The organism is Planctomycetota bacterium (assembly GCA_021414025.1).
Taxonomy (GTDB): domain Bacteria; phylum Planctomycetota; class Phycisphaerae; order Phycisphaerales; family SM1A02; genus SYAC01.
Genome location: JAIOPG010000002.1, coordinates 1 through 26,455, shown reverse-complemented (window position 1 = coordinate 26,455; position 26,455 = coordinate 1). Strand labels below are relative to the sequence as shown.

Sequence of the window (26,455 nt, the reverse complement as noted above, 5' to 3'; positions counted from 1 at the left end):
GGCAAAAACAAAAGGGGCCCGACCGGATGGTCGGGCCCCTTGTCAATTCAATTTCGAAGGATTCAGCCCTTCTTCTCGGCCTTCTCGCTGCCGTATTTCACGCCGCAGCCGTAGGCCTTGGTCTCGGAGGGCGAAACCGCCTTGCCTTCCTTGAGCTGGGTCAGGGCGTTCAAGACGTAGTTGGTCTTGCCAGGAGTCTGGCCGTTGTCCGCGCTGTCGTCGAACGCGCCGGAGTACACCAGCGTGCCCTTGGAATCGATGACGAACATGTGCGGGGTGGTCTTGGCGTCGAACATCTTGCCGATGACGCCGCTGCCGTCGATCACGACCGCGTTGGTCGAGACCTTGTTGGCCTCAAGATAGGAGGTAGTGGACTTCGGATCGCCGGCGGTCTTGGCGGTGCTGTTGACCATGACGAACACGACGTTCGGATCGATCGCCTTGGCATCGGTGATCATCTTGGTAACGAGTCCGCCCTTGGTCACGGCCTGGCAGACCGGGCACTCGGGATTGCACCACTCAAGGACGACGGTCTTGCCGGCGAAGTCGCTGAACTGCAGGCTCTTGCCGGAGGCATCGGTCATGGTGAAGTTGGAGACCTTGTCGCCGACCTTGACCTTCTTGTTGTCCTTGTGATCCGCCTTGTCCTTGTGCTCGGCCTTGTCCTTGCCGGTGGGGGCGGTCTGGGTTCCCTTGTCCTTCTTGGTGTCGTCGGCCATGGAGTAGCTGGCGGCGCAGAACAAGAGGGCGGAACATGCGAGAATCGGAGTGATACGGCTGTGCTTCATTGAGTGAATCCTTTCGAGGGGTGGTTAAAAGTGCTAAAAACTGGAAGTTCGATAATAGAACTACGCAGTATATCCCTAATGCGTTGCAGCTTCTTTGTTCAGGGAAAAACGGATCGTTTCGCAGCGGTCACCTTTGGAATCACCATATAAAATCAGGCCCTTGAATATAAGTGCCTTCCCCAGCGAGTCTTGTGGTCTGATTTCGACTGGGATCGTCACCTCCAAGCGGCCCTGAACGGGAATGGATTGAATTGGCGGAATTGCCTTGATTTTCACGCCGGGCATAACGGAAGGAATGAATTGAGCTTTTGTCGCCGTTGAGGAAATGGAAAGAACAACGGTTTCATCCTTGGCGACATAAGTCGTCTTGGCACCTGGTTCCGGCAGCGACCGTCCCATCCGCGCCGCGCCCAGCGGAGGAAGGTCGCCTTCGGCCGCGGCAAACACCACCCGGGCTCGTCCCACTTCGCAATGTTCCTTGCAGACCATCCAGGTCAGGTCGATCGTGCACGCCGGCGGCGACGATCCGGCAGGACCGGAGATCGGAAGGATCCATTCCCAGGCGCCTTCATAGACGAAACCGATTTCATCCCCCGTCTTCAGAATGCTGGGTCGCGGATAGATGGGCTCAGCCAGGCTCCATCCCGCAACGGGCTGCAGCTTTGCCGAGGGCGGCCCCCCGCTGTCGCCGGGATTCTCCCAATACATGTGCCAGCCCGGCTCGATCTCGAAGCGCACCACCGCCGCGGCTTGTCCATCGGCGAGGCGGGTCCACCCGGCGGCCGTTGCCTTCACGCGCGTCTTGGCGCCTTCGGTATTCATTGTGCCGGGCACGATCGCGGGGATGTTTTGGGAGAGAAGGATCGCATTGGTGAGGCACGCCACCACTCCGAGACATGTGCCGATCGACATCATCGCGAATCATCATAGCCCCGTGGTGGACGCGCACCCCGAATGCGGTGACAATCCCTCCATGCGAATTCCTCCGATCCTCGCGATCCTGACACTCGCCGCCGCCGCGGCCTCCTGCACCAAGAGCACCAGCGACCGCGACCTCACCTATGTGACGCCCTTCAAGGCCGTCGAGTTGATGAACCATCCCGCCAGCCTCCTGCAGCGCGCCCCGCTGAGCGCCTGGGTCGATCCGAGGAGCCCGGAGAAATACGCCGAAGGACATATCCCCGGAGCCATCAATCTTCCCTTTCCGCGCATGACCGCCGAAGCCGCCATGGTGCTGGGCAAGTACGACCTGCTGGTGGTCTACGACACGTCCTACGACGACGCCATCGCCAAGGCGGCGAGCAAGCGCCTGATCGAGCTTGATTTCAAGGAGGTCTACACGCTGGAAGGCGGCCTGAAATCATGGACGCGCGATGGAAACCCGGTTGAAACCGGCTTCGCGGCACCGCCCGCTGATTCGAAGAATTCGGCTCCCGCCGCCAAATAAGGCAACGTCGTGGCCGCTGCCGACCGGTCGATCACTCGAGCGCCGCGGCGCCGGAGATGATTTCGGTGAGCTCGGTGGTGATGCGGCCCTGGCGGGCGCGGTTGAAGCTGCGGCGCAGCGACCGGCCGATGCCCGAGGCGTTGTCGGTGGCGGCCTTCATGGCGACCATGCGCATCACGTTCTCGCTCACGACGGCGTCGATCACCGCCTGGAAGAGGCTGATCTTCACGGCGCGGGGCAGCAGTTCGTTGAGCAGCTCGCCGGCGTTGGGACTGAACTCGTAGAGGGCCTCGGCGGTTTTCGCCGTGCCCTTGGCGGCGGCGGGCAGGCGCATCGGCAGCAACTGCATGGTCTCGGGAACCTGCTTGCTGTTGCTGATGAATTTCATGTAGACCACGCGGCAGGCGTCGAACTGCCCCGCCCGGTATTCGCTCATCAATCGCTCCGCGAGGGGCTCGACCATCTCAAAGGTCGGGCGGTCGCCGAACTGGTGCTTCTGCGCCACCGGCACCCTCTGGAACTTGAAGAAGGCGGTGGCCTTTTTGCCGATGGTCTCGACGATCGATTCGATCTTGCGCGACTTGGCATCCTTCAGCGCGGTCAGCGAGGTGCGCAGCACGTGGCCGTTGTAGGCGCCGCAGAGGCCGCGGTCGCTGGCGATCACCAGGACCAGCTCCTTGCCCGAAGGCTTTTCGGGGGCGAGACAGAGCGGATGGCTCTCGTCGCCGGCGCGGGCGGCCACTTCGGCGACCAGCTCGCGGATGCGCTCCATGTAGGGACGGCTGGCCTTGGCGCGGGCGAGGCTCGCGGTGAACTTCGCCGTGGCGATCATCTGCATCGTCTTGGTGATGCGCTGGATCGTTCGGACCGCCACCATTCGTTTCTTGATTTCGCGAATCTGCGCCATGGGGCTGAAAGTCTAGCGATTTTTTCCCGCCCGGCGACCCTAGGAAATCCTCATTCCATCGAAGCCCAGCCGCATGCCCGAGGGCAGGGTCGGCTCGAATTCCCCGTGGAGCAGGTCGTGGGTCATGTGCACGAACACCGTCTGATCGGCCCCAATCCTGCCCGCCATGGCGATGGCTTGGTCGCAGGTGAAGTGAGTTGGATGGGCGCGGGGCCGGAGCATGTCCAGGATCAGGGTCCGGATGCCCTCGAGGTGGGGCCAGCTCTCAGGGGGAATGTGGTTGACGTCGGTGCAGTAGGCGATGGGAAAGAGCGGGTCCGGCTGCGGCGCGTCGAAGCGCCAACCGAGAATCGGCGCGCGGCCGTGGTGCAGCGTGAAGGCCGTCGCGGTGATCCCATGCAGGAGCACCCGGCTGCCGTGGCCCACGCGCTGCGGGGTGAGCGAGGCGACGAAGGAGTCGTTCTTGTTCTCGTGCCGGAAGAAGATGTGGCGGTAGACCCGGTTCAGCTGCTCCCAGGTGTCGTCGTCGGCGTAGACGGGGATCGACTCCTGCATCAGGGCGTTGTAGCGGCGCACCTCGTCCAGGCCGAAGATGTGGTCGACGTGTCCGTGGGTGATCAGGATCGCGTCGCAGCGGTCGATGCCCGCGCGGAGGCTCTGCTCGCGATGATCGGGCGGCACGTCAATCAGGATGGAGCGCCGCTGTCCGGTCGGATCGGTGAAGCGCAGCAGCGCCCCGGTCCGCAGCCGCTTGTCGCGCGGATCATCGCTGGTGCAGGTGGTGCAGCGGCAGCCGATCACCGGCACGCCCGAGCTGGTTCCGGTGCCGAGCAGGGTAAGTTCCGCGTCAAGCGAACTCACGGCGCGGCGCACCCTGCGGCCGCGGGCACGAGGGCCTCGCGCAATCGACCTACAGCCGCTGCGGGATCGTCCGCGGCGCAGACCGCGGAGCTCACCGCCACACCACGGCAACCTGCGGCCGCAAGTTGGCCGATGTTTTCCACGGTGATGCCCCCGATTGCCAGGTGCGGAACCCTTGGGTAGTGGCGGATAAACTCCGTCACCAGCCCGACGCCGCACGGCGCGCGATCGGGCTTGACTCCGCTGGCAAAGATCGTTCCAACGCCGCAATAGTCGGCGCCTTCGGACACGGCGGCGAGCGCCTCGGAGGTGTCGTGCGTGCTGGCGCCGAGCAACAGACCCATGCCCGCCAGCTTCCGCGCTTCCCGAATGGAAATATCGTCGCTGCCCAGATGCACGCCGTCCGCGCCGGCCGCCAGCGCGATGTCCGTCCGGTCGTTGACGACCACCAGCGCATTCGCCGCATGCGCCACCTCGCGGATCCTCCGGACCCGCTCCAGCAACGCGCGATCCGTGAGATTCTTCTCGCGCACCTGGATCATGTCGGCTCGACCCTCAAGGGCGCCGCGCAGCACCTCCATCCACGGCCGCTTGCACAGAGACTCGGTCAGCAGCACGCAGACGCGCGGCTGGCGCCGCAGCGGCGAACCCAGCGCCAGGATCGCGTCGCGCTCGAGGTCGTACATGAGGTAGCGCATCGCGGCGATGTCTCTGGCAAAGGCCGCGTCGACCATCTTGCCGACCTCTTCCAGCGAACGCAGCGCCTCGGTTGCCCGCTTGGTCGCGGCCACGGCGACGTCGCGCAGATCCCCCCGCTCCATCTCCCGCTCGGTGCGCACATGCCGACCTTCGTCTCCGACGGCGTCGCGGTGCGCCTCCAGCAATCCGGCGGGAAACCGCCCCAGCGCGGCCGCCAGCCGATGCCGCACCTGCTTCGCCCGCTCCAGCAGATCCGCACGGTCGAGGGCAAACCTCAACACATCCTCCAGCGTCCGCAGACCCTCGCGGGCGCGGTTGGCCGCGGCGTCCAGAAGCCGATGTTCGCTGCGCATGGCCTCCAGAGTACGCCATTCGCACGGCAATTTCCCCCACCGCACTTATGCGCGTGGCGAAATGCCTCGCCACACCCTATCGTTTTCACCATGTCCGAACCCGCAGATGATCGCCGAAACTTCCTGCGCCGCTCCCTTGTTGGGATCGGCGCCTTCACGGCGCTCGCTCCGACCGGACTCACCCGCACCCTACTCGCGGCCAATGCCACCGCCGCGTCAACATCTCAGAAGGAGAACTCCATGCCGTTCACGCTTCCCAATCTTCCCTATCCGGAAAATGCCCTCGAGCCCTCCATCGACGCCGAGACGATGAAGATCCACCGCACCAAGCACCACCAGGCCTACGTGGACAACCTGAACAAGGCGCTTGTGGGGCACGCCGATCTGCAGGGCAAGAGCGTCGAGGAACTCTGCGCGTCGCTGCCCTCGCTGCCCGAGGCGATCCGCGGCGCCGTCCGCAACAACGGCGGCGGCCACTTCAACCACAGCATGTTCTGGGTGCTCATGGCCCCCAAGGGCCAGGGCGGCGCGCCGAGCGCGGAATTGTCCGCGGCCATCACCAAGGCCTTCGGCTCCATGGATGATTTCAAGGCGAAGCTCGCCGACGCGGGCATGAAGCGCTTCGGCAGCGGCTGGTCGTGGCTCATGGCCAAGCCCGGTGGCACGCTGGAGATTGTCAGCACGGCCAACCAGGACAATCCCCTGATGAAGGGCACCATCGACACGCTCGGCACGCCCCTGCTCGGCGTGGACGTGTGGGAGCACGCCTACTACCTGAAATACCAGAACCGCCGCGCCGACTACCTGAAGTCCTGGTGGGACGTGGTGAACTGGAACGAGGTCAACAAGCGCTTCGCCGCCGCGAAGTGATCCGCGGCATTCATCTGGGCTTGAGGCCGTCGATCATGGCTTCGAAGTTTTGGCGCGCGCCCTCGACGGCGCTCTCGGGACCGACCAGTCGGATGTAGATGGTTTCCTTGGGCAATTCGATTGCCGCCGCGAGCTGCGCCGATCCGGGCCGGGCTTCGCTCATGCCCATGCCTTTCCACGCACCCTTGAGGTCGACGCGCGTGACCGCCGCGCCGGCGATGCTGCGCTGCGATCGCGCGGGCTCCGCAGGAGTTCCGGCGGATCCCAGGAATTGATTCCTCCAGCGGTCGATGTTCGCATCAACGCTTCCGCCGTCGCCCGACTTGAAGACACTCACGATCAGTTCGGCTCCACCGGCTTCGCCCGGCACGCTGTATTGCAACGTGCGAAAGGCCATTGTCGGCTTGGTGAAGGTCCACGCCGCGGGCTTGGGCAAGGTGAGCGAAGGCAACTCAATCCGCTCCGGATTGGACGTTGCGGAGCTGGTCAGCGCATCGGCCACGCTGGTTGTCGCCGTACCTCCCGCATGCGCATCGGCCGCGCCTGAGACCTGCGCCGATTTCGCGGGGAAGGGCGCGGGAAGTTTCGGCTGCGGCACATCGCTGCCACAGGAGATGACGGCCGCCGACAACGCGATCGCCGCGATGCAACATGGAATTCGCATGCCTCTACGATACCGGCGATGCCCCGAACCCGAATCAAGGCACGTCGCATCTGGACCGGCGATCCGGCAAGGCCCTTCGCGAACTCGGTCACGGTGGATGGCGGAACGATCTGCGGGATCGACGACAGCGGACCGGTCGATCGCGAGCTGGATGGCGGCGCCTTCGTCGGCCCCGCGTTCATCGACTCGCATCTCCACCTGATGCTGGGAGGCCGATCGCTCGAGCAGGCTCAGCTCGCGGGAGTCGCCTCGCGGCAGGAGTTCGATCGCGTCATCCGCGCCAAGCATGAATCGCTCTCCAAGGATCGCTGGCTGGAGGCCGGCGGATGGGACCAGGGCCTGTGGGGCGAGATGCCCGATCAATCCTGGCTCGCATGCTGCGGTGACCGGCCCGCGATCGCGTGGCGCATGGATCAGCATGTCTGCGTGGTGAACCGCGCCGCCCTTGAAATCATCGGCAAGCAGCACAACCTCTCGGTCGATCCTGCGGGCGGAACGATCGCCCGCGATGCAAAGGGAAGTCCGACCGGATTGCTTCTGGAGCAGGCCGCCTGGAAGTACGCGATCCCCTGCGTTCCGATGCCGGATGCCGCCGCGCTGCGCGAGGCCGCCCGCGCCGCCGCACGACATCTGCACGCGCATGGAATCGCCACCGTCGGCAGCATGGAGTATTCGCGCGATCTGGTCGGCACGCTCGATCCGCTGCGCCGCGAACTGGGCGTGCGGATCCGCGCCACCATTCTTGACCGCGAGTGGCCGGTCGACTGGAATCTGGGCGGGTGCGTCGCGGCCGACGACGCGCTCACGATCATCGGGTTCAAGAGCTTCATCGATGGAACGCTCGGCTCGCGCACGGCGCGGATGCTCGAGCCCTATTCGGACGAGCCGGCCAGCCTCGGGCTCTTCGTTGAGCTCGCCGAGTCGGGCAAGCTCGCCCAGTGGCTGCGCGAGGGGCTCGCCCGCGGCTGGAGCATGTCCATGCACGCCATCGGAGACGCGGCCCTGCGCGCCGCCCTCGACGCTGCGGACGCTGCGGAATCCGCGGGCGTCTCAGCGCGGGAGGCGCTGCGGATCGAGCATGGACAGACGGCGCATCCGAGCGACCTCCCCCGATGCAAAGGCCGATGGCTGAGCATGCAACCGCTGCACAAGTACTACGACGCCGCGCCGGCGCGCACCCGGCTCGGCCCCTCGCGCATGGATCGCTTTTTTTCGTTCCGGCAGCTCCAGCGGGCCGGCGCGAGGCTCGCCTTCGGAAGCGACTGGCCGATCGTTCCCCCCGACTGCCTGCAGGCGATGCAGACCGCCATCGTCGGCCTCGCCGCCGGCGGCACCCTGACCCGAGCCGAAGCCTCGATCTCCGCCGAAAGCGCCCTTCGCGCCTTCACCTGCGACGCGGCAAAGTGCCTGCGCGCCGACCGAACCTGCGGCTCGATCGGGAAGGGACTCACCGGAGATCTGGTTTCATTGGACTGCGACCCGCTCGCCAACGATTGGCACAGCAACCAGCCGAAAATCCGCTTCACGCTCGTCGCCGGCGAAGTGGCGCCGTGAACACGCACGCATCGCCGACATCTTCTACTCTTTGACCATGCAGACGGGCTGGTGGATCCACGACCTCTACGAACGAAGCCCGGTGCTCCTGGCGAGCTGGGTCTTCTGGGTGCTGCTGAGCATCATGCTGCACGAGCTTGCCCACGGATGGGCCGCGATCTGGCAGGGCGACGACACGCCGCGACACATGAACCGGATGAACCTGAATCCGCTCACGCACATGGGCCCGACCTCACTCATCTTCTTCGCGCTCACCGGATTCGCCTGGGGCATGATGCCGATCGATCCCAGCCGTTTCCGTTGGGGACGCCGCGGCGAGGCGCTGGTCGCCCTCGCGGGCCCGCTGATGAACGTCGCCATCGCGGCGGTCGCGCTGACGGCGCTGGGCATCTGGCTGGCGCGCGGTCCGAGCCAGAAGCCGATCTACGACAATCTGCAGATTTTTCTTTATGCCGGCGGCTGGCTCAATCTCTTCCTGGCCGCTTTCAACCTGCTGCCCATTCCCCCCCTGGACGGAGCCCGGATTCTCGCGGGCATTTCGCGGCCCGCCCGCGACCTGATCGAAAGCCCGCAGGTGATGCAGTATGGATGGCTGGGCATCTTCGCCCTGAGCATGCTGGGGTTTTTCAACCCCGTCCAAAAGTTCGTCCAGACGATTGCCATCAACTATTCGGAGCGCATCGCCCTGTTTTTCAATCCCTGAGGCCCATTTCAAGGCCGAATCGAGGTTTCTTCGAATCGTTGAAGCGGTTGGCGTGAAATGAAACTTTGGTTACACTCGTCGATTCGCACCTGCCCACCGCATGTCGCGGCACGGCGGACCGTAATGGTTCGCCCCACCGAGACACGGAACTGCCGAGTCGATCGCTGATCGACGGGTTCTGAGGAGGCGGCTGATGGAGAACCCCAGTGGTCGTATTACGTTTCAAGCGTTTCGGTCGGATCCACCGTCCAACTTATCGCCTTTGCGCCGCGGACAAGCGCTGCCCGCGCAACGGAACGGTGATCGAGGAACTCGGCTGGTTCGACCCGGCCGGCCCCGAAGGCAAGCAATATGAATTCAACATGGAGCGCGTGCAGCACTGGTTCAGTGTCGGCGCCCAGCCCTCCCCCACGGTCGCCAACCTGATCAAGAAGGCTGGCGGAACAATTCCGGCGGCTGCCATCAAGGCTCTCGCCGTGCGTTCGAAGGTTTCCAAGCATCCCAAGCCCGTCGTTGAGGCCAAGCCCGCCGGCGAAGCGAAGCCGGCCGAAGACGCTGCTCCGGCTGCCGAGGAGACTCCGAAGGGCGAGTAACGCCTTTCGAGGAACACGGAGGTGCGCATTGACCTCCTCACGATTTTCCCGGAGATGATGGCCACGCCTCTGGCGACCAGCATCCCCGGCCGAGCGGCGAGCTGCGGAGCCCTGGAGTGCCATGTGCATGACATCAGGTCTTGGAGCAGCCCGCCCCACCGCAAGGTGGATGACCGACCCTTCGGGGGCGGGCCCGGAATGGTTTTCATGTGTGACCCCCTCGTCGACGCGGTCGAGGCGGTCGAGAAACTGGACGCACGAGCAGCGTGCCGCGTGCTGCTCACTCCGCAGGGCGAACCCCTGCGGCAATCCCGAGTGGAATGGCTTGCACAACAGCCGCGTTTGCTGCTGATCGCAGGCCACTACGAGGGGATCGACGAGCGGGCGATCGAAGAGCTTCGCCCTCTCGAGTTGAGCGTCGGCGACTTCACGGTGTCGGGCGGCGAACTGCCCGCACTGCTGGTCATCGACGCGGTGTCCCGGCTCCTTCCCGGAGTGCTCGGGCACGAATGTTCGGCGGCGCAGGACTCCTTCAGTCTGCGCGACGAACAGGGCCATCCTCTTCTGGATTGCCCTCACTACACCCGCCCGCGCTCGTGGCGCGGCCGGGAGGTTCCCGAGATCCTGCTCTCGGGAGACCACGCTTCGATCGAGGCGTGGCGTTTGGAACAGTCGGTCAGTCGCACGCGTGTGCGTCGGCCGGATTTATTTGGAAGTGCCACCCCTGGGACGCAGAGCCCAAGTGGAAAGTGTTGAACGGCGGATTGGCGAGAGCCAAAGCTGAACAACCAAACGGATCCGTCCCGGATCCAGATTGAGACTGGATATGAACCGTCAACTGTTGATCGAAGAGCTTCTTTCCTCCCAACTCAAGAGCGGCAAGCAATTGCCCAATTGCAACGTCGGCGACACCATCGACGTGCATTACAAGATCGTCGAAGGCGACAAGGAGCGCGTCCAGGTTTTCCAGGGCGTGCTGATCGCCCAGAAGGGCCGTGGCGTGAACCACACCATCACCGTGCGCCGCATCGTGGCCAACGAGGGCGTGGAGCGCATCTTCCCGATGCACTCGCCGCGCATCGCCAAGATCGATGTGGTCCGTCGCGGCGACGCCCGCCGCGCCAAGCTCTACTTCCTGCGCGAGCGCACCGGCAAGAGCCGCCGCCTGCGCGATCAGCGCCGCGGCTTGAAGGGTCTGGAGGCCGCACTGCAGGCCACCGACACGACACCGGCCGCCGCTGCCGCGGAATAAGCTTCGTTTCCCATTGATTCAAACTATCGCCCCGTGAATGACACGGGGCGATTTTCATTTTCCGCCTGCGCCCAACCCGGTCGGGGACGATCAGGGCTTGGCTTCGGCCGGCGGTTCCATCGTCGGGGGCAGTTCCCGAATGTAGAGGTTGGCGAATTCGATCGGCGCGCCGTGATGTTGCAGCGCAATCGGGCCGTCCACGGGCACCCCGGGAAGTCGGGCATTGCTCACCACCGACTTGCCGTTCAACTCGACCCAAAGCCGCTCACCCTGAATTCGAATCTTCATGCGGTTCCACTTGCCCGGCTCGGCGTCGGCCTTCTCAGTGGGTGTCACGCCCGCGCGCACTTCGGGGGGTTGCGATGGATCCGTTCGATAGCCGTAGACCTCGCCGCTGCCGATCGGCCAGCACCAGATGTTGACCTGGCTCTTGTCGTTGCCGCGCAGATAGATGCCGCTGTCGCCGAATTCGTCGATCTCGACCGTCTCCTGCTTGCCATCCGTGCCCACCGGCGTGGTGCCGTCCTTGCGAACCACGGGCACCTTCGCCTTGGTCGAGGTGCCGCTCCATCGCCAGTCCGCGATCATTTCAAAATCGCCGTAGCGCTTGACGCTCCACAGCGTTTCGCCGCGACCGTCATAGGCCAGTTTCCAATCCTGCGCCTTCCAGTGGCCTGCGAAACCAGGCAATTCCTTCCATCCCCGGAGCGATCCGTCGAAGATGGATCGGAATCCTTCGTCGGGCAGACATTTCGAATTGGCGGCAAGCGCGTCGCCCGCGGGCAGCTCCTTGATGCGAAGATTTCGGAAGTGAACGGGCGAACCCTCGCTCTCCAGGCAGATGTAGCCCTCGCGAGGATTCACGTCGCGGGCGCCGCTGACTTCCTTGCCGTTGATCTCGAGCTTGATGGTGCCGTCGAGGGCCGTGACGCGGTAGTGGTTCCATTCGCCGGCGCCCTTGGTGCGATTCTCGCTGGGCAGGCAGCGCGACCAGCCCGCCGGATGGGGTCGATCCGGCGTCATCACAGCGCCGTGGATCGAGAAGATGTCCCCCTGGCTCGTGTAGAGCAGCTTGTCGCCGTCGCGCGACTCGCCGCCGAGCATGATCTGCACCTCGACGGCGCGGGTAAAGGGCTGCCCCTTGGCGGTGACCGGATCGCTCCAGATGAAGAGCCCGGAGTTGCCATCGGGTTTTTCATGCATCCACTCCAGCTCCAGCACAAAGTTGCGATAGGGCTTCTCGGTGCGGAGCACGCCCGTCGGCGAGCCGGTGCAGAAGATCTCGCCATTCCGTGCGCTCCAGGTTTCCGGCGACGTGTTGACGTTCACCCAGCCGGACAAGTCCTTGCCGTTGAAGAGCGGCGTGAATCCGTCGGTGCCGGCCGACGGAGCGGGAGACTGGGCGGCCGCAGTCAAACTCATCGCGAAGGCCGCAAGCATTCCAACCACTGCGTGTGCATGGATCTTCATCCTTCTAATCTAGCTGCGCTCCCGCAGCGGCGGAGGGATTAGCATCGCGGCGTGAACCTGCATGTCCTTCATGACTGCCGCGCACTCGCCGCGATGACCGGGCAGACGCCGCTGCCCTGCGACGGCATCGTGACCCGGCTGGGGAAGGCGAACGAGATCGCCGCGGCATGGATCGATGGCAATCCGCTGGGCGCGCACTTCCTCGCCGACATCGATCAGATCTCGCCACGGCTTCTGATGTACAGCGGAACGCTTGCCGCCGATCTTTTCGGCGAGGATCCGCGCAACTGGCGAAGCCCCGGCCGCGCGGCACTGGATGCGTTTGCCCGGCGCGTTGGTCCGATGCTGACCGCCTCGAAGCGCACGATCTGTTTCCGCCCGCACGCGCGGCATGTGCTGGCGGATCCGCAGGGCGGCCTGCAATTCCTGCGCGACCATCCGGATGAGCCCTTCGAACTCGCCCTGAACCCCGCCGAGATGCTCACCGCCGACATGCTGGAGCGCGTCGAGGACCATCTTCGCCGGATGATGGAGTCGCTGGCGCCGCGGGCCGCGCTGGTGATGCTGGGTGACCTCCGCATCAACGCCGCGGGCGAAACCGAAGCCGCCCCGCTGGGCGAGGGAATTCTGCCGCGGAAACTGCTGCTTTCGCTCATCCGCGAGCATGTTCCGGCCGATACCCCCATCGTGCTTCTACCTCAGAAACTGGATCGACAACTCGCGTGGCTCGACCTGGAGCCGTCCATAACCTCGTAATATGCCCCCTCTGTGCAACTCTTCGATGGACTCGGTCCAATTGAGCGTTACGATAGACTCGCAGTGCCCGCGGAAGCGGGTGTTTGGAGGTTCGTCCGGATGACTTCGCTCGCATCGGCTCTTGATGCCCGCGTCTTGGTTCTGAATCGGCTCTACGGTGCGATCCGCATCATCGATGCCGCCCGTGCCTTTTCGCTCCTCTTCCGTGAACTCGCCGAAGTCATCTCCGTCGAGGATGGCTCCTACATGAACTACTCCTTCACTTCGTGGAGCGAGGTCTCCGCGCTGCAGCGCGAGTACGAGTCCGAGCAGCACGACTGGGTGCACACGGCGCGACTGGTGATCGCGGTGCCCAAGATCATCCGGCTCTTCCGCTACGACCGCTTCCCGAAGCAGCAGGTGAAGCTGAACCGACGCAACATCTACGCCCGCGACGAGAGCCGCTGCCAGTACTGCGGCCGGCACTTCTCGACCAAGGAGCTCACCCTGGACCACGTCAAGCCGCGCGTGCAGGGCGGCGAGAACATGTGGGAGAACCTGGTCTGCGCCTGCGTGAAATGCAACGCCCGCAAGGGAGGACGCACGCCGATCGAGGCGGGCATGCGACTGATCCGTCCGCCCTTCCGCCCGAAGCGGAATCCGGCGATCGCCCTGCGCCTGGGCAGCCCGAAGTACCAGAGCTGGAAGACTTTCCTGGACGAGGCCTACTGGACCGTCGAGCTCACCTGAGCCTCGCGGCGCTGTGGGCATCGATGCACCGGTTGCCAGGATGCGCGGCCGGCTTCAGGCATGGAAGAGAATCACATTCAGCCCGATCACGGTCGCGTTCTGGATTCCATGCGCGACCATCCCCGGGAAAACGCTGCCGCTCCACTCGCGGGTGATGCAGAAGCCGCAGGCGAGCCCCGCCAGCGCCGGCGCCACGAACATGCCCTGCGGATGGATGGCGGCGAAGAGCCCGCCGCTGATCACCATCGAGAAAAGCATCGAGCCGAGCACGCCCCACGTGGCGGTGCCCTGCCGAAGATGCCCGTACAGCAGGCCGCGAAAGATGGTTTCCTCGACGATCGGCGCGGCGATGCACGCCAGAGCGAAGAGCATGCAGAGTTCCAGCGGATCCGCGTGATCAATGAGCTGCTGGATCGGATGCGAGGGATTGCCGAGGTTGGGTACGTCCATCAGCCAGCCCATCGCCATGCCGATGAGCAGGCCCAGCCCCATCAACGGCAGGGCCGTTGCGTAGGAAATCGCCGATTGCCAGAGGAAGCGGAAAAATCCGCCATTCCAGCGCAGCCCCGCAAGGTCCCGGATTCTCGCGAATGAAAGCCCGCGGTATTTGGCCCAGCCCAGCGAGCCCAGGCTGGCGAACATGATCGCGCCGGTGAGCACCAGTCGCAGCGGCGACTCGTGATCGATCGGCATAAGCATCGTTGCAAATTGAAGCGCCAGGAAAAGAACGAACCAGGCCACGAAGGTCTCGCCGAGAATGAGCGAAGTGCTTGGCTGCACCGCGAAGCCCGAGCGAATCTTGGCGCTCAGCCCGAGGATGCCCAGGACTATCAGGGCGACGAGGCCGCAGAGCCCGACCCCGAAGAACCACAGGGCCGCGATCATGAGCACCACCAGGAATCGCATGTCGTCCATGCGAAGCTGCTCGGTCAATTGCGCGTCGCCGGCGATTCGGGCCTGGGCGAATTCGCCGAACCAGCCGAGGCGCTCGCGCAGCAGTTCAAATTGCGCCGAGTTGGGCGAGAGGACCTGCCCGTTGGAATTGACCGCGCCTTCCATCGGCCAGGAGTTCACGGCGGCGCGGGTCGCCTCGACCAGCGGGGCGGCGTCCTGCGCCTCGTCGTATTCCTTGAATCCCTTCTCGGCGAGATCGATCTGCTCGGTGGCCTCGGCGTTGGCGCCGCGGCTGGCCAGAAGGATCGCGCTGGCCAGCTGGTCGAAGGGCTCGTCGCCCAGGATCAGCTCCTTCAAGGGCAGGGCTCCCGCGGGCCCGCTCATGCTCTGCGAGAGCACCAGCAGCCGGCCGCGCATTTCCGTGGCGGAAGAGAGGCTCTCCCCCTCCCACATGGCCTTCGAAGCGGCGTCGTCGCCATCGATTTCCTGGGTCTCGGATCGATGTGGCTCGTAGATCGAGAATGCCGCCAGCCCAAGAATCAGCAACCAGATGGCGGTGGCGTGCAGAAATCGGTGCATTTTGCGAAGGTACCTGAATCGGGAACCCCGGGATTCCTCCCTTGAAGCGGCTCCGAGGCTCGATCCGGGGCCGAAAGACCCCCCGACCTCTTGACAGAAACGCCATACTTTCTATCCTCCTCAACCCGGCTTATTTGCCGGAAACAATTCAAATGCCACGCCAAACCACATTCATCAAGCCCGGCACCACCAAACTTTCCTGGAGGCATGTCGACGCCTCCAAGATGGTGCTGGGCCGCCTTGCCACCGAAGTCGCGACCGTTCTGATGGGCAAGCATCTGCCCAACTACACGCCCAACGTCGATTGCGGCGAGGGCGTGATCATCACCAACGCTTCCAGCGTGGCGATCACGGGACGCAAGCTCGATCAAAAGACGCTGCGCCGATGGAGCGGCTATCCGGGCGGACTGCGCGTGCGCAGCTACCGCACGGTGCTGGCTGACGATCCGACGACACTGGTCTCGGAAGCCATCATCCGCATGCTGCCCCGCGGCCGCCTCGGCCGTGTGATGCGCACCCGCCTTCGCGTGTTCGCCGGCACTGAGCACACCTTCGCTGCGCAGAAGCCGACCAAGCTCGTCATCAAGTCACGAAAGGCACCGGCCACGCGCTGAGCAACTCCATGAGAAACCAAGACAAATACCAGGATCGAAACCAGGATCGCGACGAGGGTGAGTTCGCCCCGGCGGTCGCCGTGAAGGCCCCGCCCGCTCCGCGTCCGCTTCGCGCCCAGGAGCCGGCCGACAAGTTCGGCTGGTGGTGGGCCACCGGCCGCCGCAAGACTTCCATCGCCCGCCTGCGCGTCAAGCCCGGAGCCGGCGAGTTCAAGGTGAATGACCGCGACTTCGAGCAGTTCTTCGTCGAGGAGCGCGATCGCAAGAACATCCTCGCCGTGGTCGAGAAGACCGGCATCAAGGGTCAGATCGACATCCGCGCCAGCTGCAACGGCGGCGGCGTGACCGGGCAGACCGGCGCCATGATCCTGGCCCTGGCCCGCGCCGTGATGGCCTATGACCCGACGCTGGAGACCGTGCTCCGGGACAACAACTTCCTCACCCGCGACGCCCGCAAGGTCGAGCGGAAGAAGTACGGACAGTCCGGCGCCCGCCGTCGCTTCCAGTTCAGCAAGCGTTGATTTGATTCTGTCCGCGTTGAACGCGTCTGCGCGATCGCTCTGTTGCGGCTGCGTCGATGTGACCGCTGCGCTCAGTCGCGCGCGGGCCGCGTGAGTTTCTGATTCAACTCGCGCAGGGCGCTCGCCGCGATCATCGCGGCCCGCCGGGGATGGATCCGAAGCAGCGACGCGGCTTCATCCAGGGCGAGCGGCGCCCGACCTTCCCAACCATATCGAAGTCCCAGCAAAACGCAGCCCGGGTCGCCGGCGACCGCCCACGGCGCCAGATCGTCGCGCAACGGCGACACGCGCAGCCAGGGCACGCACCTCAATTGCAGCGCGTCGGAAAGAAGCGTCCGCTCGCCCAGTGCGGGGAGTTCCCGCGGTTTCCATTCCTGCGCGGCGCGCTGCTCCGCGAGGGCGGCCGCCAGGGAACCCAGTCGGATGGCACGGTCGCTCGGGGGAGCCGACATTGCCTCGTCCAGCACCGCGCTGGATGCGTCAATCGCGATCTCGATCGCCTGACGTCGTCGCGCCTCGGGCAGCGCGTCGAAGGCGACCCACGCCATCGCCTGCAGCCGACCGAGCGCCTCCCCGACGGTCCGCTGCAGGAGGGAAAGGCGCAGCCTCGCCGCCCAACGAAGCGCGGTTTCGCTCCGGTCCAGGGCGGACCATTCACCCGCCGCGCCGGCCTTGCCCAGCTCCTTCGACGCCTGCCAGAGCAGGAATCGAAGCGCCGCCAATTGCACCCGGTCGAGGGCGGCGGCCTGCCGCGGACCCTTCAGGAGCGGCGGATAGGCGGCAAGAAATTCGCGCGGATGCGCCGGCCACGATCCCTGGGCGAGCTGCTCGCGCACCCCGCGCGGCGCCAGGAGCGTTTCCGCGGCGTCGGCCCGCCCGAAGGTTGCCAGCGGCGCGACCGGGATCCGGCATGCCTCGATTCCCTTCCGCCGCATCTTCGCGATGGAGCGCAGCGCGGCCGCGTGGCTCTGGCCGGTGCGCTTGGCGATGGTGCGCAGATCGACCCCCCGCATCCAGCCCCGCCAGGCCAGCGCCGCCCGGGCTTCCGACAGGGCCACGCGCCGTCGCAGCGGTTCAATCTTTTTCTGCCGCTCCAATTGCTCGATGGCCCGCCGGGCGACATCGACCGAGATGCCCTCGCTCCGCGCCAGCCGCGTCGCCGCCGCGTTCAGCGTTCCGCCGCGCTGTGCGGCGAGCTCCGCCTGCGCGAGCAGACGCTGCCGCGCATGCTGCGAGGAGGCAGGCCGCCGGATCCGGGCCAGCGCTTCGGGGTGGTGCGAGCGGAACCAGGCAATCGCCGCGCCGGTGCATCCCACCCGGCGATTTCGTCCGAACTGGATGCGGACGCTGGTCAGTCCAAGCTTTCTCCAGCGCTGGACGCTGCGCACGCCCACACCAAGCTGCTTGGCCGCCTCCTCCAGCGTGAAGGCTCCACCCTCGGCGTCGCCCGCGGCGATCGGCGCTCGGTCCGTCAATCGGATCGCCAGGGCCGCGAGATCCTCGATCACCGCGGAACCCACCAGCGAGGCGGTGGCGTCCGCGCTGCGCGAGTGGACGCCGGTCACCGTCTCGATGAGCCAGGACTCGCTGACCAGCTGGTCCGCGCCGAGGCTCCGAGCCAGGCGCTCGGCGCTCATTGCCATGCGCCGCAGCACCTCGGGCTTGGCGTACTCGACTTGCGACAGAAGATTCGCCGCGGCTTTCGTTCGGAATCGTGGGCGCCGGGCCACGGGCTACGCGCCGAGGAAGGCGAGGGGCCGGCACGCCGGGGTCAGTCCGCGCTGCCGGGACTCGAACCAGAATCGCTCGAGCCCCTGCTGCTGGCTTGGAGTCCAGGCGTAGCGCAGCAGCTCGCCCAAGTAGCGCCGCGCATGGGCCGCCTCCCATCCGCGCTGGACCGCCTCGTTGGCCGCGATGCAATCGATCCGCGAGGCGTTGCGCCGCCGCTGATGATCGAGAATGCTCGACAAGGTCTGCAGTCGCGCGACCGACTCGGGGTTTCGCGGGGATGGGGCCATCCAGATGGCGAAGGTGAAGGGAAGCCCGGTCCACTCCTTCCAGGCGGCGCCCAGATCCAGTTGATGGGGGAATTCACTCATTGGCGGCGGACTCAGCACCGCCTTGTCGCCGATCAGCAGCACCCCGTCGGCAAGGGGCCAATGGCGCTGCTCGCCGGGGTCCTGAGCGTCGGAGAGATCGACCGTTTCCGGCCGCACGCCGAATCGTTCCTCCAGCAGGATCGCCGCAAGCACGCGGCTGGTGTGGCTTTCGGCGTCGGCGGCGAGGGAGCGCATCTCCTTCAGGGGCTTGCGGGAGTAGAGGCGCACGGTCAGGGTCTCTCCGTCGCACCCCAGCAGGCCGCAGGGCAGCACAATCATCGGCTCCTCCGAACGCTGATAATCGATGCTCGAGCAGAGCGCCGCGTCGACCTCGCCCGCGGCCAGCCGGCCGAAGAGGCTCGCCGGGACATCGCGTCGCAAGTGAAGACCGCGCAGATGATCGAGCCCGGCGATCAGCGGCAGCGTGTTCAGATATTGCACCACACCCAATCTCGTCGCGGCGGCGGCGTCGCGGGCGCTTGGTGCGGGCTGTTCGACGAGCAGGCTCATGGGATGCGGAATGTAGCAGCGTCGGCGGCGGCTTCCACGACGAGGCATCCGGCGAGGCGCCCTTCATCCACCGCGGGTGGCGCCGCGCAGAGGTCAATGCGGTCGACGGTCAGGCCCGGGCCGAAGGCGATGGCGGCGAGCTCGCCGGTCGCGCCGCCCTCGAGCAGGCGGTCCAGGACGAAAAACACGCTGCCGCTGCTCATGTTGCCATGGTCGCGCAGGACGCCGCGCGCCGCGCTCAGGCTTTCCGGTGCGAGTCCGCCGCAGGCGCGGGCGTTGGCCCCCCGCTCCATCGCGTCCAGAATGGCGGCTCCGCCCGGATGAATCGCGCATTGCCTGAGATCGCCGAGCATGGCCGGGGCGGCGCGCTCGAGCTGCTCCGGCACACCGCGGTCCAGGGTCATGGCGAACCCCGCGTCGGTCACCTTCCAGCTCATGGCGTCCGCGGTGCCCGGCACGCGCATCGCGAATCGCGGGCCCACCGTCGCCGCGCCGCCGCGTCCCGGCTCCCCGCGCGAGACCACGACCGCCGCGGCCCCATCGGCGAAGAGCAGGCTGGCGACCATGTTCTGCACGTCGCGGTCGTCGCGCAGATGCAGCGAGCAGAGTTCGACGCACACCAGCAGCACCACCGCCCCCTCGTGGCGCAGGGCGGCACCGGCCGCGGCATCCAGTCCGCAGATGCCGCCGAAGCACCCCATGAATCCGATCTGCGACGTCCGCACGCGATGGGGCAGGCCCGCCTGCACGCAGAGGTCGTGGATCGGCCCCGGCGACTCGAACCCCGTGCAGGTCACCACGATCAGATCGGTGATGTCGCCGGCGCTGCGGCCGGCGCGGGCCAGCGCCTCGGCGACGGCCCGGGCGGCCAATGCGGGCGCGTGGCGGGCGAAGCATTGCATGCGCTGCGCGGTGGTGAGCGTGACGATTTCATCCAGCGGCATGACCGCCGCACGGCGCTCGATGCCGCAATGGTCGATCATGCGCTCCCATCGATCCTGCGACGAGGCCTTCAAGTTCCACAATTTTGACTGCTCGCGCCCGATGTCCCGCTGGGTCCTGGAAAGCGCCGGAGTGGCGAAGCCCATGGACTCGATGCGGACGCTCATCGTGTCATGCTACCGGCGAGCCACGAGGCGACCCCGGGGAAGCGCTTCGCCGCGCGGCAGGTCAGCGCCGCCCGCGCCGGATTGCGCAGCAGCCAGGCGGCTTGAAGCGTGCCGCGCTGCCGCCGCGCGATGCGTGCGCGATGCCAGTGGGCGTACTGCTGCGCGGCACGCGGCGTCCATCCGCCCTCCTCGCGCCACGCCCGGGCGAGGCCGCCGGCGCACTCGAAGGCCCAGCGCATCCCTTCGCCGGAATAGGGCTCCGCGTATCCGGCGGCGTCGCCCACCAGCGCCGTCGATTCGTCGGCAACGCGCGTCGGTCGCCACGGCAGCGGTCCTGCTGCGATCCACCGGTCGGGGCGCCCCTCATCGATCGCCTGCGCCAGCAAGGGCCACGACCGCGCGACCTCAATGAGAAGTTCATCGGGACGGCTCACCCCCGAGGTGCGATCGATCATGCCCGCGACATGGATGCGCTCACGGGACTCGGCGACGATGCCGAGGTAGCCGCCCCGCGCCACGCGCATTTCGATGCGCCCATCGGGCCACGGGAGCAGCGCGCGCGGCGCACGCCAGGAACCCGCGAAGCCATATTTGCGGCCGGGCCGCGCGGGACTCCAGCCCCGGGCCCGCGCGATGCCGCTGCCCAGACCATCGGCCGCGACCACCAGACGTGCTTCGACGAAATGTTCCTCGCACTTCTGGCGGACCCCGATCAAGCCCTTGGAGTGCCACCTTGCCGTGGCGGACTGGATCACGCGGACTCCGACTCGCTCGGCTTCCTCCTGCAGTCCCGCATCCAGGAGGCTCCTTGGAACCAGGATGCCCGAATGAGGCAACTTCATTTCAAATCCCCGCGTTCCGCTGCGCCAGGCGACCTGCCGCGTGACGCCTGAGGCGCTCGATTCGACTACGTCCCGAACCCCGAGTTCCTCCAGCGCCGTCCAGGCGCCGCCGGAGAGACAGTGCCCGCAGCACTTGTCCCGTCCGCGTGCTCCGGCGTCGATCAGCACAACCTTGGCGCCCGCGCGAGCGAGCGCGATGGCGCTGCAAGTTCCCGCAGGACCGCCGCCAACGACCACCGCGTCCACCGTTTGATTCGCCACGCCAGGATCCTAGGGCAAGCGCCCCGAGGACGGCGACGCATCATGAGCGCGATGGAGCCGCGCGGAGTCGCACCGTCGGGAGGACGCAGAACGAAATTCAGGAAGCTTGCGAGATGGCGTTCGTCGGCGCCTCGGACGAGTCCACGCGGTCCTTGACCGAAGGAAGCGCGGCGGCGATGGGTTCGACGAACCTTCGCGGAACGCGCGACGGGATCCGGCAGAGCAATTCGTAGGCGTGGTGCCCGGTCATCGAGGCGACGCGGGCCGCGTGGTTGGTCGCCGCGACATCGGAGCTGATCAATTCGACGGCCGCGTGATTCCAATCCGTCGCCAGGGAATCCGGCAGCTCGGTGAGATCGACCGCGATCTGGTCCATGCTGATCGCGCCCACCACCGGCGCGCTCATCCAGCGCGCCGCCCCATCCACGGCCACTTCGACGCGCACCGTGCGGCGCTCCTGCCCGAGCGGCCGCCGCGTCGTGGGGTTCATGGGCAGCAGCGGATAGCCGTCGCCGTAGCCGACCGGCACGAGTCCGATCCGACTGGTTTTCTCGCTTTTCCAGCGGCTTCCATAGCCCACCGCCGTCCCTGCCGGAACCGTGCGGACTTGCACGAAGGAACTGCGCCAGCTGAAGACCGGGCGCAACCTCCGCGCAAAGTCCATGAATTTCCCGTCGCGCGTGCCTTCGAACGCCAGACCGGTCCAGGCCAACCCGACGCGCACCATGTGGTGGTGGAATCGCGGCCCGCGGATGGCGGCGAAGGTGCTCGCCGAATGCACGATGCAATCCTCCGGCAGCGAGGCGCTCTTGCACCACGACTCGAAGTGCCGCCGCTGCTGATCGGTGGCGCTCTCGCTGCCGCCGGCGTTGGCGAAGTGGGTGAAGACGCCGGCGAGGCGCAGATTCTTGTCGGTGCGGATCCGTGCGGCGACGGCGGTCGCGTCGGCGGGCAGGCAACCGCCGCGGCCGAGCCCGGTGTCGATTTCCAGATGCAGCGGCAGCGCCGCGCCGAAGTCGCGCGCGCAGGCCGCCAGCGACTCGACCTGGTCAAGGTCATGCGCCGAGAGATGCAGGCGCCCCTTGAGCCACATGCCATGCGCGATGGAGCCGCGCTCGATTGAGCGGATCGGCATCAGCGCGATCACCGGTGTGCCGGGGTCGGCCGCCCCCACCACTTCGGCCTCCTCGATCCCGTAGACGATGAGAAAATCGGCCTTGCCGGCCATGCGCCGGGCCAGCCGGGCTGCGCCCAGGCCGTAGGCGTCGGATTTCAAGACAAGTCCAAGCCGCACCGAGGGTTCCAGCGCCTCCCGGATCACCGAGACATTATGATCCACGGCTCCAAGATCGACGACCACTTCGCTGCGGGGGCTCATAAGGTGTGCGTTGTATCGACTTTGAAAGGGAACTACCATTAGATTCCCAAAGGATTTCATGAACTCAACAGAAACTTTCGACACCACCAAGCGATTCGCAGACCTCGGACTTCCAGAATCTCTCCTCAAGGCCATCACGGAAAAAGGCTTTGAGCACCCCACGCGCATCCAGGCCTCGCTGCTTCCCGTGGCTCTCTCGGGCCGGGACTGCCTCGGGCAGGCCAAGACCGGCACCGGCAAGACGGCCGCCTTCGCCCTGCCCATGCTCGCGCGGCTGGAAAAAGGCGCGGCCTTCAGCGGCCTGGTCCTGGTCCCCACCCGCGAGCTGGCCATCCAGGTCGCCAAGGAATTCCTTGAGTTCGCCCAGTACAGCGGACACAAGGTGGTCGCGGTCTACGGCGGCAGCAGCATCAACACCCAGACCGCGCAGCTGAAGCGCGGCCCCGAGATCATCGTGGGCACGCCGGGGCGCGTGATGGACATGAACCAGCGCGGTCTCCTGCCCTATCACCAGGTGAAGATCGCGGTGCTGGACGAGGTCGACCGCATGCTCGACATCGGATTCCGCGAGGACATTCGCAAGATCCTCGGCAGCATGAAGCAGCATCCGCAGACGGTCTTCGTCTCCGCGACCATCAGTCCCGAGATCGAGAAGCTGGCCCGCAGCTACATGCGCGACGCCGAGAAGATCGTCAGCTCCGAGAAGAGCCTGACCGTCAGCCAGGTCGATCAGAGCTACCTGCCGGTGGACTACTGGTGCAAGCGGCGCCTGCTCGTGCATCTGCTGACGCACGAGACTCCCGAGCTCACTGTGGTCTTCTGCCGCACCAAGCGCACGGTCGACGATGTGACCGAGTACCTGCAGAAGAAGAAGATCGACGCCTTCGCCATCCACGGCGACATGTATCAGAAGGCCCGCGACAAGGTGATGGAGCGCCTGCGCGGCGGGCACCTGAGCGTGCTGGTCGCCAGCGACCTGGCCGCGCGCGGGCTCGATGTGGACGACATCAGCCACGTCATCAACTACGACATTCCCGAGGATCCCGAGGTCTACGTCCACCGCATCGGCCGCACGGCCCGCGCCGGTCGCCGCGGCATCGCCTGGAGCTTCGTCTGCCCCGACCAGGGCGAGCTGCTGACCAACATCGAGATGCTGACCAACGTCGAGATCGTCCGCAAGGAATATCCCGATTTCGATCCCGGTCCGCCCCCGGTCGAGGTGCAGGCGCGGCGCGATCAGGAAATCCAGCGCCGCGAGAAGAACGAGTCGAGCAAGAACCGCTTCAGCAACGAGGTGGCGGCACCAGCTCCCGCGGCGGCGGCGGCGGACCCGACCAAGTTCCCCGGCGGCATCGTGCCCACGAGCAGCCACATGAAGCGGCTGGGCGGCAGGGTGAACTCGCGGCGCCGCAAATGATGACGGGGCCGCGCATCCGGATCCATCCCGAAGTCGCCGACGCCCTCACCCGAAGCGCGCCGGTGGTCGCATTGGAGACCGCGGTGCTCACGCATGGCCTGCCGCGCAGCGCGGTCCCATCTCTGCGCGAAGTCTCCGCGCTGTGGAGCGAAACCAAGCCGGCCAACTTGGCGCTGGCCATGGCCATGGAGTCCGAGGTCCGCGCCGGCGGCTGCGTTCCCGCGACCTGCGCCGTGATCAAGGGAGAGCTCGTCGTCGGCCTCGCGCCGGAAGAGCTTGCATCGCTCGCCTCGATGTCCGAACCATTGAAACTGAGTGCGCGGGATCTGGCGCCCGCCATCGCCAACGGAAGTTCCGGAGGGCTCACCGTCGCCGCAACGCTTTCCGCGTGCGCCGCCGCGAACATTCGCGTCTTCGCCACCGGAGGCATCGGCGGCGTGCACCGGGGATGGAACCGCACGCTCGACATCAGCGCCGATCTGGCGGCGCTCGCCCGCATTTCGGCCGTCACGGTCTGCGCCGGAGCCAAAAGCATTCTGGATCTGCCTGCCACGCTGGAAGCCCTTGATTCGCTTGGAGTTCCGGTGATCGGCATGGGAACCCGCCACTTCCCCTGCTTTTCCTCGCCGCCCGATCCATCGCTGCCGCTTCCGTCCACGGTCGAAAATCCCGAATCGATTGCACCGATCGCGCGCGCCCACTGGTCGCTGGGACACCGCACGGGAGTTCTTGCCGTGCAGCCCTGCCCCGCCGAGCACACCGTGCCGCGCGACGAATTCGAGAAATGGTTCGCCCTCGGTGAAGCCGCCGCGAAAGCCCGCGGCGTCCGCGGTCCTGAGGTGACTCCCTTCCTGCTCGCGCATCTCGCGGAACTCTCCGGCGGCCGCACCCTCCGCGCCAATGTCGCGCTGCTGCTGGCCAACGCCCGGGCCGCCGCTGCCATCGCCCGCCGCATCTGAAATCACGCGCGAAATCTGAAATCGAACTTGACTTGAGGCCGGTTCTGTGCTCCACTGTGGGCGTCGAGAATCTCTCGACGACTCGTCAAACCCAGATCGGTGATGGGGCCTCAAGTGGTCCGTCGGTAATCGGTTCTTGTTTGGAACCATCCGGTTTGTGGCGGGAAGAATGATTTCGATGAACACCAAAAGTGGAGTCCTTGAGCTGCATGCGAGCGGCGAGGCGCGTCTGAGACAATTCGAGCAGGGACTGGCCGACAATCCCGGCGATCCCTACATCCCGGCGGAGCTGGTGGCGAAGTTCTCGCTCCGCGCCGCCCAGCAGATTTCGGTCGAGGTCGAGGAGCGCCACGCGCCCAATCGGCCGGAGGGCGTCAAGCGCGTCGCCCTCAACGTGCTGGACATCGAGGGCCTGGACCCCCAGACCTATCTGGCCCGCAAATCCTTCAATGAACTGACCGCCCTCGATCCCTCGCCGCGTCTCACCCTGGAGCACCGCGGCTGTGCCCCGGCCTGCCGCCTGATCGATCTCTTCTGCCCCATCGGCTTTGGCACCCGCGGCCTGATCGTGGCCCCGCCCAAGGCCGGCAAGACCATCCTGCTGCAGAACATCGCCTCCGGCATCAAGCACAACAACCCGCAGGTGGAGCTGATTGCCCTGCTCATCGACGAACGCCCCGAGGAGGTCACCGACTTCAAGCGCAACGTCCCCGCCCACGTGCTCGCCAGCAGCAACGATGAGTCCGTCGAGCGCCACACCGCGCTGGGCATCCTTGCGATCGAGCGCGCCAAGCGACTGGTCGAGGCGGGACGCGACGTGGTGGTGCTGCTCGACTCGCTCACCCGCGTCGGCCGCGCCTTCAACAACAACCGGCGCTACGCCTCCGGCGGCCGGACCATGAGCGGCGGCCTGGACAACCGCGCCCTTGAGGTTCCCAAGCAGCTCTTCGGCGCCGCCCGCAAATGCGAGGAGGGCGGCTCGCTCACCATCATCGCCACGTGTCTGGTCGACACCGGCAGCCGCGCCGACCAGGTCATCTTCGAGGAGTTCAAGGGCACCGGCAACATGGAGGTGCACCTCGACCGCGCCCTCGTCGACCGCCGCATCTTCCCCTCGATCAACATCGAACGTTCCGGCACCCGCAAGGAGGAACTCCTCTACCATCCTGACGAGTACAGCCGTGTGGTGCTGTTGCGTCGCGCGCTCACAGGCGTGCCTCCCGTCGAATCGATGGAACTGCTCCTCGGCAAACTCAAGAAGACCCGCAGCAACATCGAGTTCCTGCTGGGCATGGGGGCGTTCAAATAAACGTAAGCCGCGTCGAGGGCGAGAGCCCGAGTCATTGGTACATGCAGGCCTGACCTTCAATCGATCCGTCGATCCATCGATCAACCGACCCATCATCCATGAGCGCCGTCAAAAAACTGCTTCACACCCGTTATCGGCTCAACGATCTGGAACGCAGTGTCCGGTTCTACACCGAGGTGCTCGGCCTCAAGGAAATTCGCAGACATAAATCGCCGCGCGGTTCGGAGCTTGTGTTCCTCGCCACCCCCGGGAGCGAGGAACTCATCGAACTGTGCTCGTTCCCATCGAGCGGGCCTGTGCAGGTCCAACCGGACCTC

The 26,455-nt window shown here is 66.0% G+C and carries 28 protein-coding genes; 15 read left to right on the top strand and 13 right to left on the bottom strand.

Annotated elements, in window-relative coordinates; translation table 11 throughout:
- Nucleotides 1-62 precede the first annotated feature (62 nt).
- Together K8R92_00610 and K8R92_00605 are read right to left on the bottom strand one after the other, a co-directional pair.
- Nucleotides 63-788 carry a redoxin family protein gene (locus tag K8R92_00610; protein ID MCE9618396.1) on the bottom strand — a complete coding sequence of 242 codons (726 nt, stop codon included), beginning with the start codon at nt 786-788 and terminating at the stop codon, nt 63-65.
- Between the two features lie 75 nt (nt 789-863).
- A complete protein-coding gene (locus K8R92_00605) occupies nt 864-1,703 on the bottom strand; it encodes a hypothetical protein (GenBank protein MCE9618395.1) in 840 nt (279 codons plus the stop codon).
- A gap of 58 nt (nt 1,704-1,761) precedes the next feature.
- On the opposite strand from K8R92_00605, the gene K8R92_00600 reads away from it, so the two are divergent.
- Nucleotides 1,762-2,235, top strand: coding sequence for a hypothetical protein (locus tag K8R92_00600; protein MCE9618394.1), 474 nt, complete (start codon nt 1,762-1,764; stop codon nt 2,233-2,235).
- A 31-nt stretch (nt 2,236-2,266) separates the two neighbouring features.
- Here the strand turns inward: K8R92_00600 and atpG are convergent, their stop codons facing one another.
- Genes atpG through thiE form a run of 3 tightly spaced genes read right to left on the bottom strand, consistent with a single transcriptional unit; the run spans nt 2,267 to nt 5,055 of the window.
- Nucleotides 2,267-3,142, bottom strand: a complete 876-nt coding sequence (atpG, locus tag K8R92_00595) for an ATP synthase F1 subunit gamma (protein MCE9618393.1) — start codon at nt 3,140-3,142, stop codon at nt 2,267-2,269.
- 39 nt (nt 3,143-3,181) lie between these two features.
- Nucleotides 3,182-4,003: an MBL fold metallo-hydrolase gene (locus K8R92_00590; GenBank protein MCE9618392.1), complete on the bottom strand. Its 822-nt coding sequence runs from the start codon at nt 4,001-4,003 to the stop codon at nt 3,182-3,184.
- On the bottom strand, nt 4,000-5,055 hold the full coding sequence (thiE, locus tag K8R92_00585) for a thiamine phosphate synthase (GenBank protein ID MCE9618391.1): 1,056 nt from the start codon (nt 5,053-5,055) through the stop codon (nt 4,000-4,002). The genes K8R92_00590 and thiE overlap by 4 nt, the downstream gene beginning before the upstream one ends.
- A gap of 240 nt (nt 5,056-5,295) precedes the next feature.
- Here thiE and K8R92_00580 point away from each other — a divergent pair, with 240 nt between their 5' ends.
- On the top strand, nt 5,296-5,925 hold the full coding sequence (locus K8R92_00580) for a superoxide dismutase (protein MCE9618390.1): 630 nt from the start codon (nt 5,296-5,298) through the stop codon (nt 5,923-5,925).
- 10 nt (nt 5,926-5,935) lie between these two features.
- Here K8R92_00580 and K8R92_00575 read toward each other — a convergent pair whose 3' ends face one another.
- On the bottom strand, nt 5,936-6,589 hold the full coding sequence (locus tag K8R92_00575) for a hypothetical protein (GenBank protein ID MCE9618389.1): 654 nt from the start codon (nt 6,587-6,589) through the stop codon (nt 5,936-5,938).
- 18 nt (nt 6,590-6,607) lie between these two features.
- On the opposite strand from K8R92_00575, the gene K8R92_00570 reads away from it, so the two are divergent.
- The 5 genes from K8R92_00570 to rplS all read left to right on the top strand — a co-directional run bounded on the left by K8R92_00570 (nt 6,608) and on the right by rplS (nt 10,691).
- Nucleotides 6,608-8,143, top strand: a complete 1,536-nt coding sequence (locus tag K8R92_00570; protein ID MCE9618388.1) for an amidohydrolase family protein — start codon at nt 6,608-6,610, stop codon at nt 8,141-8,143.
- A 37-nt stretch (nt 8,144-8,180) separates the two neighbouring features.
- A complete protein-coding gene (locus K8R92_00565) occupies nt 8,181-8,846 on the top strand; it encodes a site-2 protease family protein (GenBank protein MCE9618387.1) in 666 nt (221 codons plus the stop codon).
- A 206-nt stretch (nt 8,847-9,052) separates the two neighbouring features.
- Complete coding sequence (rpsP, locus tag K8R92_00560) at nt 9,053-9,439, top strand: 30S ribosomal protein S16 (GenBank protein MCE9618386.1); 387 nt, start codon at nt 9,053-9,055, stop codon at nt 9,437-9,439.
- Between the two features lie 21 nt (nt 9,440-9,460).
- The gene (trmD, locus tag K8R92_00555; protein MCE9618385.1) at nt 9,461-10,195 is read left to right on the top strand and encodes a tRNA (guanosine(37)-N1)-methyltransferase TrmD; all 735 of its coding nucleotides are present in this window, start codon (nt 9,461-9,463) and stop codon (nt 10,193-10,195) included.
- A gap of 70 nt (nt 10,196-10,265) precedes the next feature.
- Nucleotides 10,266-10,691, top strand: a complete 426-nt coding sequence (gene rplS, locus K8R92_00550; protein ID MCE9618384.1) for a 50S ribosomal protein L19 — start codon at nt 10,266-10,268, stop codon at nt 10,689-10,691.
- 90 nt (nt 10,692-10,781) lie between these two features.
- Here the strand turns inward: rplS and K8R92_00545 are convergent, their stop codons facing one another.
- A complete protein-coding gene (locus K8R92_00545) occupies nt 10,782-12,161 on the bottom strand; it encodes a DUF1080 domain-containing protein (GenBank protein ID MCE9618383.1) in 1,380 nt (459 codons plus the stop codon).
- Nucleotides 12,162-12,212: 51 nt separating this feature from the next.
- Here K8R92_00545 and K8R92_00540 point away from each other — a divergent pair, with 51 nt between their 5' ends.
- Nucleotides 12,213-12,917 carry a hypothetical protein gene (locus tag K8R92_00540; protein ID MCE9618382.1) on the top strand — a complete coding sequence of 235 codons (705 nt, stop codon included), beginning with the start codon at nt 12,213-12,215 and terminating at the stop codon, nt 12,915-12,917.
- A 99-nt stretch (nt 12,918-13,016) separates the two neighbouring features.
- Nucleotides 13,017-13,646, top strand: a complete 630-nt coding sequence (locus K8R92_00535; protein MCE9618381.1) for an HNH endonuclease — start codon at nt 13,017-13,019, stop codon at nt 13,644-13,646.
- Nucleotides 13,647-13,700: 54 nt separating this feature from the next.
- Here K8R92_00535 and K8R92_00530 read toward each other — a convergent pair whose 3' ends face one another.
- Nucleotides 13,701-15,119 carry a CPBP family intramembrane metalloprotease gene (locus K8R92_00530; GenBank protein MCE9618380.1) on the bottom strand — a complete coding sequence of 473 codons (1,419 nt, stop codon included), beginning with the start codon at nt 15,117-15,119 and terminating at the stop codon, nt 13,701-13,703.
- A gap of 152 nt (nt 15,120-15,271) precedes the next feature.
- On the opposite strand from K8R92_00530, the gene rplM reads away from it, so the two are divergent.
- Complete coding sequence (gene rplM / locus K8R92_00525; protein MCE9618379.1) at nt 15,272-15,733, top strand: 50S ribosomal protein L13; 462 nt, start codon at nt 15,272-15,274, stop codon at nt 15,731-15,733.
- A gap of 8 nt (nt 15,734-15,741) precedes the next feature.
- Complete coding sequence (rpsI, locus tag K8R92_00520; protein ID MCE9618378.1) at nt 15,742-16,254, top strand: 30S ribosomal protein S9; 513 nt, start codon at nt 15,742-15,744, stop codon at nt 16,252-16,254.
- A 71-nt stretch (nt 16,255-16,325) separates the two neighbouring features.
- Here the strand turns inward: rpsI and K8R92_00515 are convergent, their stop codons facing one another.
- The 5 genes from K8R92_00515 to alr form a co-directional block, all read right to left on the bottom strand.
- Entirely contained in the window at nt 16,326-17,984 is a 1,659-nt protein-coding gene (locus K8R92_00515; protein ID MCE9618377.1) for a hypothetical protein, read from the bottom strand.
- Between the two features lie 3 nt (nt 17,985-17,987).
- Nucleotides 17,988-18,863: a menaquinone biosynthesis protein gene (locus K8R92_00510; GenBank protein ID MCE9618376.1), complete on the bottom strand. Its 876-nt coding sequence runs from the start codon at nt 18,861-18,863 to the stop codon at nt 17,988-17,990.
- Nucleotides 18,860-19,972 carry a type III polyketide synthase gene (locus tag K8R92_00505; GenBank protein MCE9618375.1) on the bottom strand — a complete coding sequence of 371 codons (1,113 nt, stop codon included), beginning with the start codon at nt 19,970-19,972 and terminating at the stop codon, nt 18,860-18,862. Before K8R92_00505 ends, K8R92_00510 begins: the two co-directional genes overlap by 4 nt.
- Nucleotides 19,969-21,075, bottom strand: coding sequence for an NAD(P)/FAD-dependent oxidoreductase (locus K8R92_00500; GenBank protein ID MCE9618374.1), 1,107 nt, complete (start codon nt 21,073-21,075; stop codon nt 19,969-19,971). The genes K8R92_00505 and K8R92_00500 overlap by 4 nt, the downstream gene beginning before the upstream one ends.
- A 97-nt stretch (nt 21,076-21,172) precedes the next feature.
- Nucleotides 21,173-22,453 carry an alanine racemase gene (gene alr / locus K8R92_00495; GenBank protein MCE9618373.1) on the bottom strand — a complete coding sequence of 427 codons (1,281 nt, stop codon included), beginning with the start codon at nt 22,451-22,453 and terminating at the stop codon, nt 21,173-21,175.
- A 58-nt stretch (nt 22,454-22,511) separates the two neighbouring features.
- Between alr and K8R92_00490 the strand changes: the two genes are divergently transcribed.
- The 4 genes from K8R92_00490 to K8R92_00475 form a co-directional block, all read left to right on the top strand.
- Nucleotides 22,512-23,870: a DEAD/DEAH box helicase gene (locus K8R92_00490; GenBank protein MCE9618372.1), complete on the top strand. Its 1,359-nt coding sequence runs from the start codon at nt 22,512-22,514 to the stop codon at nt 23,868-23,870.
- Nucleotides 23,870-24,829 (top strand): pseudouridine-5'-phosphate glycosidase, encoded by a 960-nt coding sequence (locus K8R92_00485; protein ID MCE9618371.1) that lies wholly within the window; start codon nt 23,870-23,872, stop codon nt 24,827-24,829. Before K8R92_00490 ends, K8R92_00485 begins: the two co-directional genes overlap by 1 nt.
- Nucleotides 24,830-25,007: 178 nt before the next feature.
- Entirely contained in the window at nt 25,008-26,138 is a 1,131-nt protein-coding gene (rho, locus tag K8R92_00480; protein MCE9618370.1) for a transcription termination factor Rho, read from the top strand.
- Between the two features lie 98 nt (nt 26,139-26,236).
- Nucleotides 26,237-26,455 (top strand): VOC family protein (locus tag K8R92_00475; GenBank protein ID MCE9618369.1); only part of this gene is annotated, 219 nt, incomplete at its 3' end.

Bases quoted from the DNA above. Each gene is read 5' to 3' on its own strand.
- K8R92_00610 (MCE9618396.1), bottom strand. From the start codon at position 788: ATGAAGCACAGCCGTATCACTCCGATTCTCGCATGTTCCGCCCTCTTG.
- K8R92_00605 (MCE9618395.1), bottom strand. From the start codon at position 1,703: ATGATGTCGATCGGCACATGTCTCGGAGTGGTGGCGTGCCTCACCAAT.
- K8R92_00600 (MCE9618394.1), top strand. From the start codon at position 1,762: ATGCGAATTCCTCCGATCCTCGCGATCCTGACACTCGCCGCCGCCGCG.
- atpG (MCE9618393.1), bottom strand. From the start codon at position 3,142: ATGGCGCAGATTCGCGAAATCAAGAAACGAATGGTGGCGGTCCGAACG.
- thiE (MCE9618391.1), bottom strand. From the start codon at position 5,055: ATGCGCAGCGAACATCGGCTTCTGGACGCCGCGGCCAACCGCGCCCGC.
- K8R92_00580 (MCE9618390.1), top strand. From the start codon at position 5,296: ATGCCGTTCACGCTTCCCAATCTTCCCTATCCGGAAAATGCCCTCGAG.
- K8R92_00575 (MCE9618389.1), bottom strand. From the start codon at position 6,589: ATGCGAATTCCATGTTGCATCGCGGCGATCGCGTTGTCGGCGGCCGTC.
- K8R92_00570 (MCE9618388.1), top strand. From the start codon at position 6,608: ATGCCCCGAACCCGAATCAAGGCACGTCGCATCTGGACCGGCGATCCG.
- K8R92_00565 (MCE9618387.1), top strand. From the start codon at position 8,181: ATGCAGACGGGCTGGTGGATCCACGACCTCTACGAACGAAGCCCGGTG.
- rplS (MCE9618384.1), top strand. From the start codon at position 10,266: ATGAACCGTCAACTGTTGATCGAAGAGCTTCTTTCCTCCCAACTCAAG.
- K8R92_00545 (MCE9618383.1), bottom strand. From the start codon at position 12,161: ATGAAGATCCATGCACACGCAGTGGTTGGAATGCTTGCGGCCTTCGCG.
- K8R92_00535 (MCE9618381.1), top strand. From the start codon at position 13,017: ATGACTTCGCTCGCATCGGCTCTTGATGCCCGCGTCTTGGTTCTGAAT.
- K8R92_00530 (MCE9618380.1), bottom strand. From the start codon at position 15,119: ATGCACCGATTTCTGCACGCCACCGCCATCTGGTTGCTGATTCTTGGG.
- rplM (MCE9618379.1), top strand. From the start codon at position 15,272: ATGCCACGCCAAACCACATTCATCAAGCCCGGCACCACCAAACTTTCC.
- rpsI (MCE9618378.1), top strand. From the start codon at position 15,742: ATGAGAAACCAAGACAAATACCAGGATCGAAACCAGGATCGCGACGAG.
- K8R92_00510 (MCE9618376.1), bottom strand. From the start codon at position 18,863: ATGAGCCTGCTCGTCGAACAGCCCGCACCAAGCGCCCGCGACGCCGCC.
- K8R92_00505 (MCE9618375.1), bottom strand. From the start codon at position 19,972: ATGAGCGTCCGCATCGAGTCCATGGGCTTCGCCACTCCGGCGCTTTCC.
- alr (MCE9618373.1), bottom strand. From the start codon at position 22,453: ATGAGCCCCCGCAGCGAAGTGGTCGTCGATCTTGGAGCCGTGGATCAT.
- K8R92_00490 (MCE9618372.1), top strand. From the start codon at position 22,512: ATGAACTCAACAGAAACTTTCGACACCACCAAGCGATTCGCAGACCTC.
- K8R92_00485 (MCE9618371.1), top strand. From the start codon at position 23,870: ATGACGGGGCCGCGCATCCGGATCCATCCCGAAGTCGCCGACGCCCTC.
- rho (MCE9618370.1), top strand. From the start codon at position 25,008: ATGAACACCAAAAGTGGAGTCCTTGAGCTGCATGCGAGCGGCGAGGCG.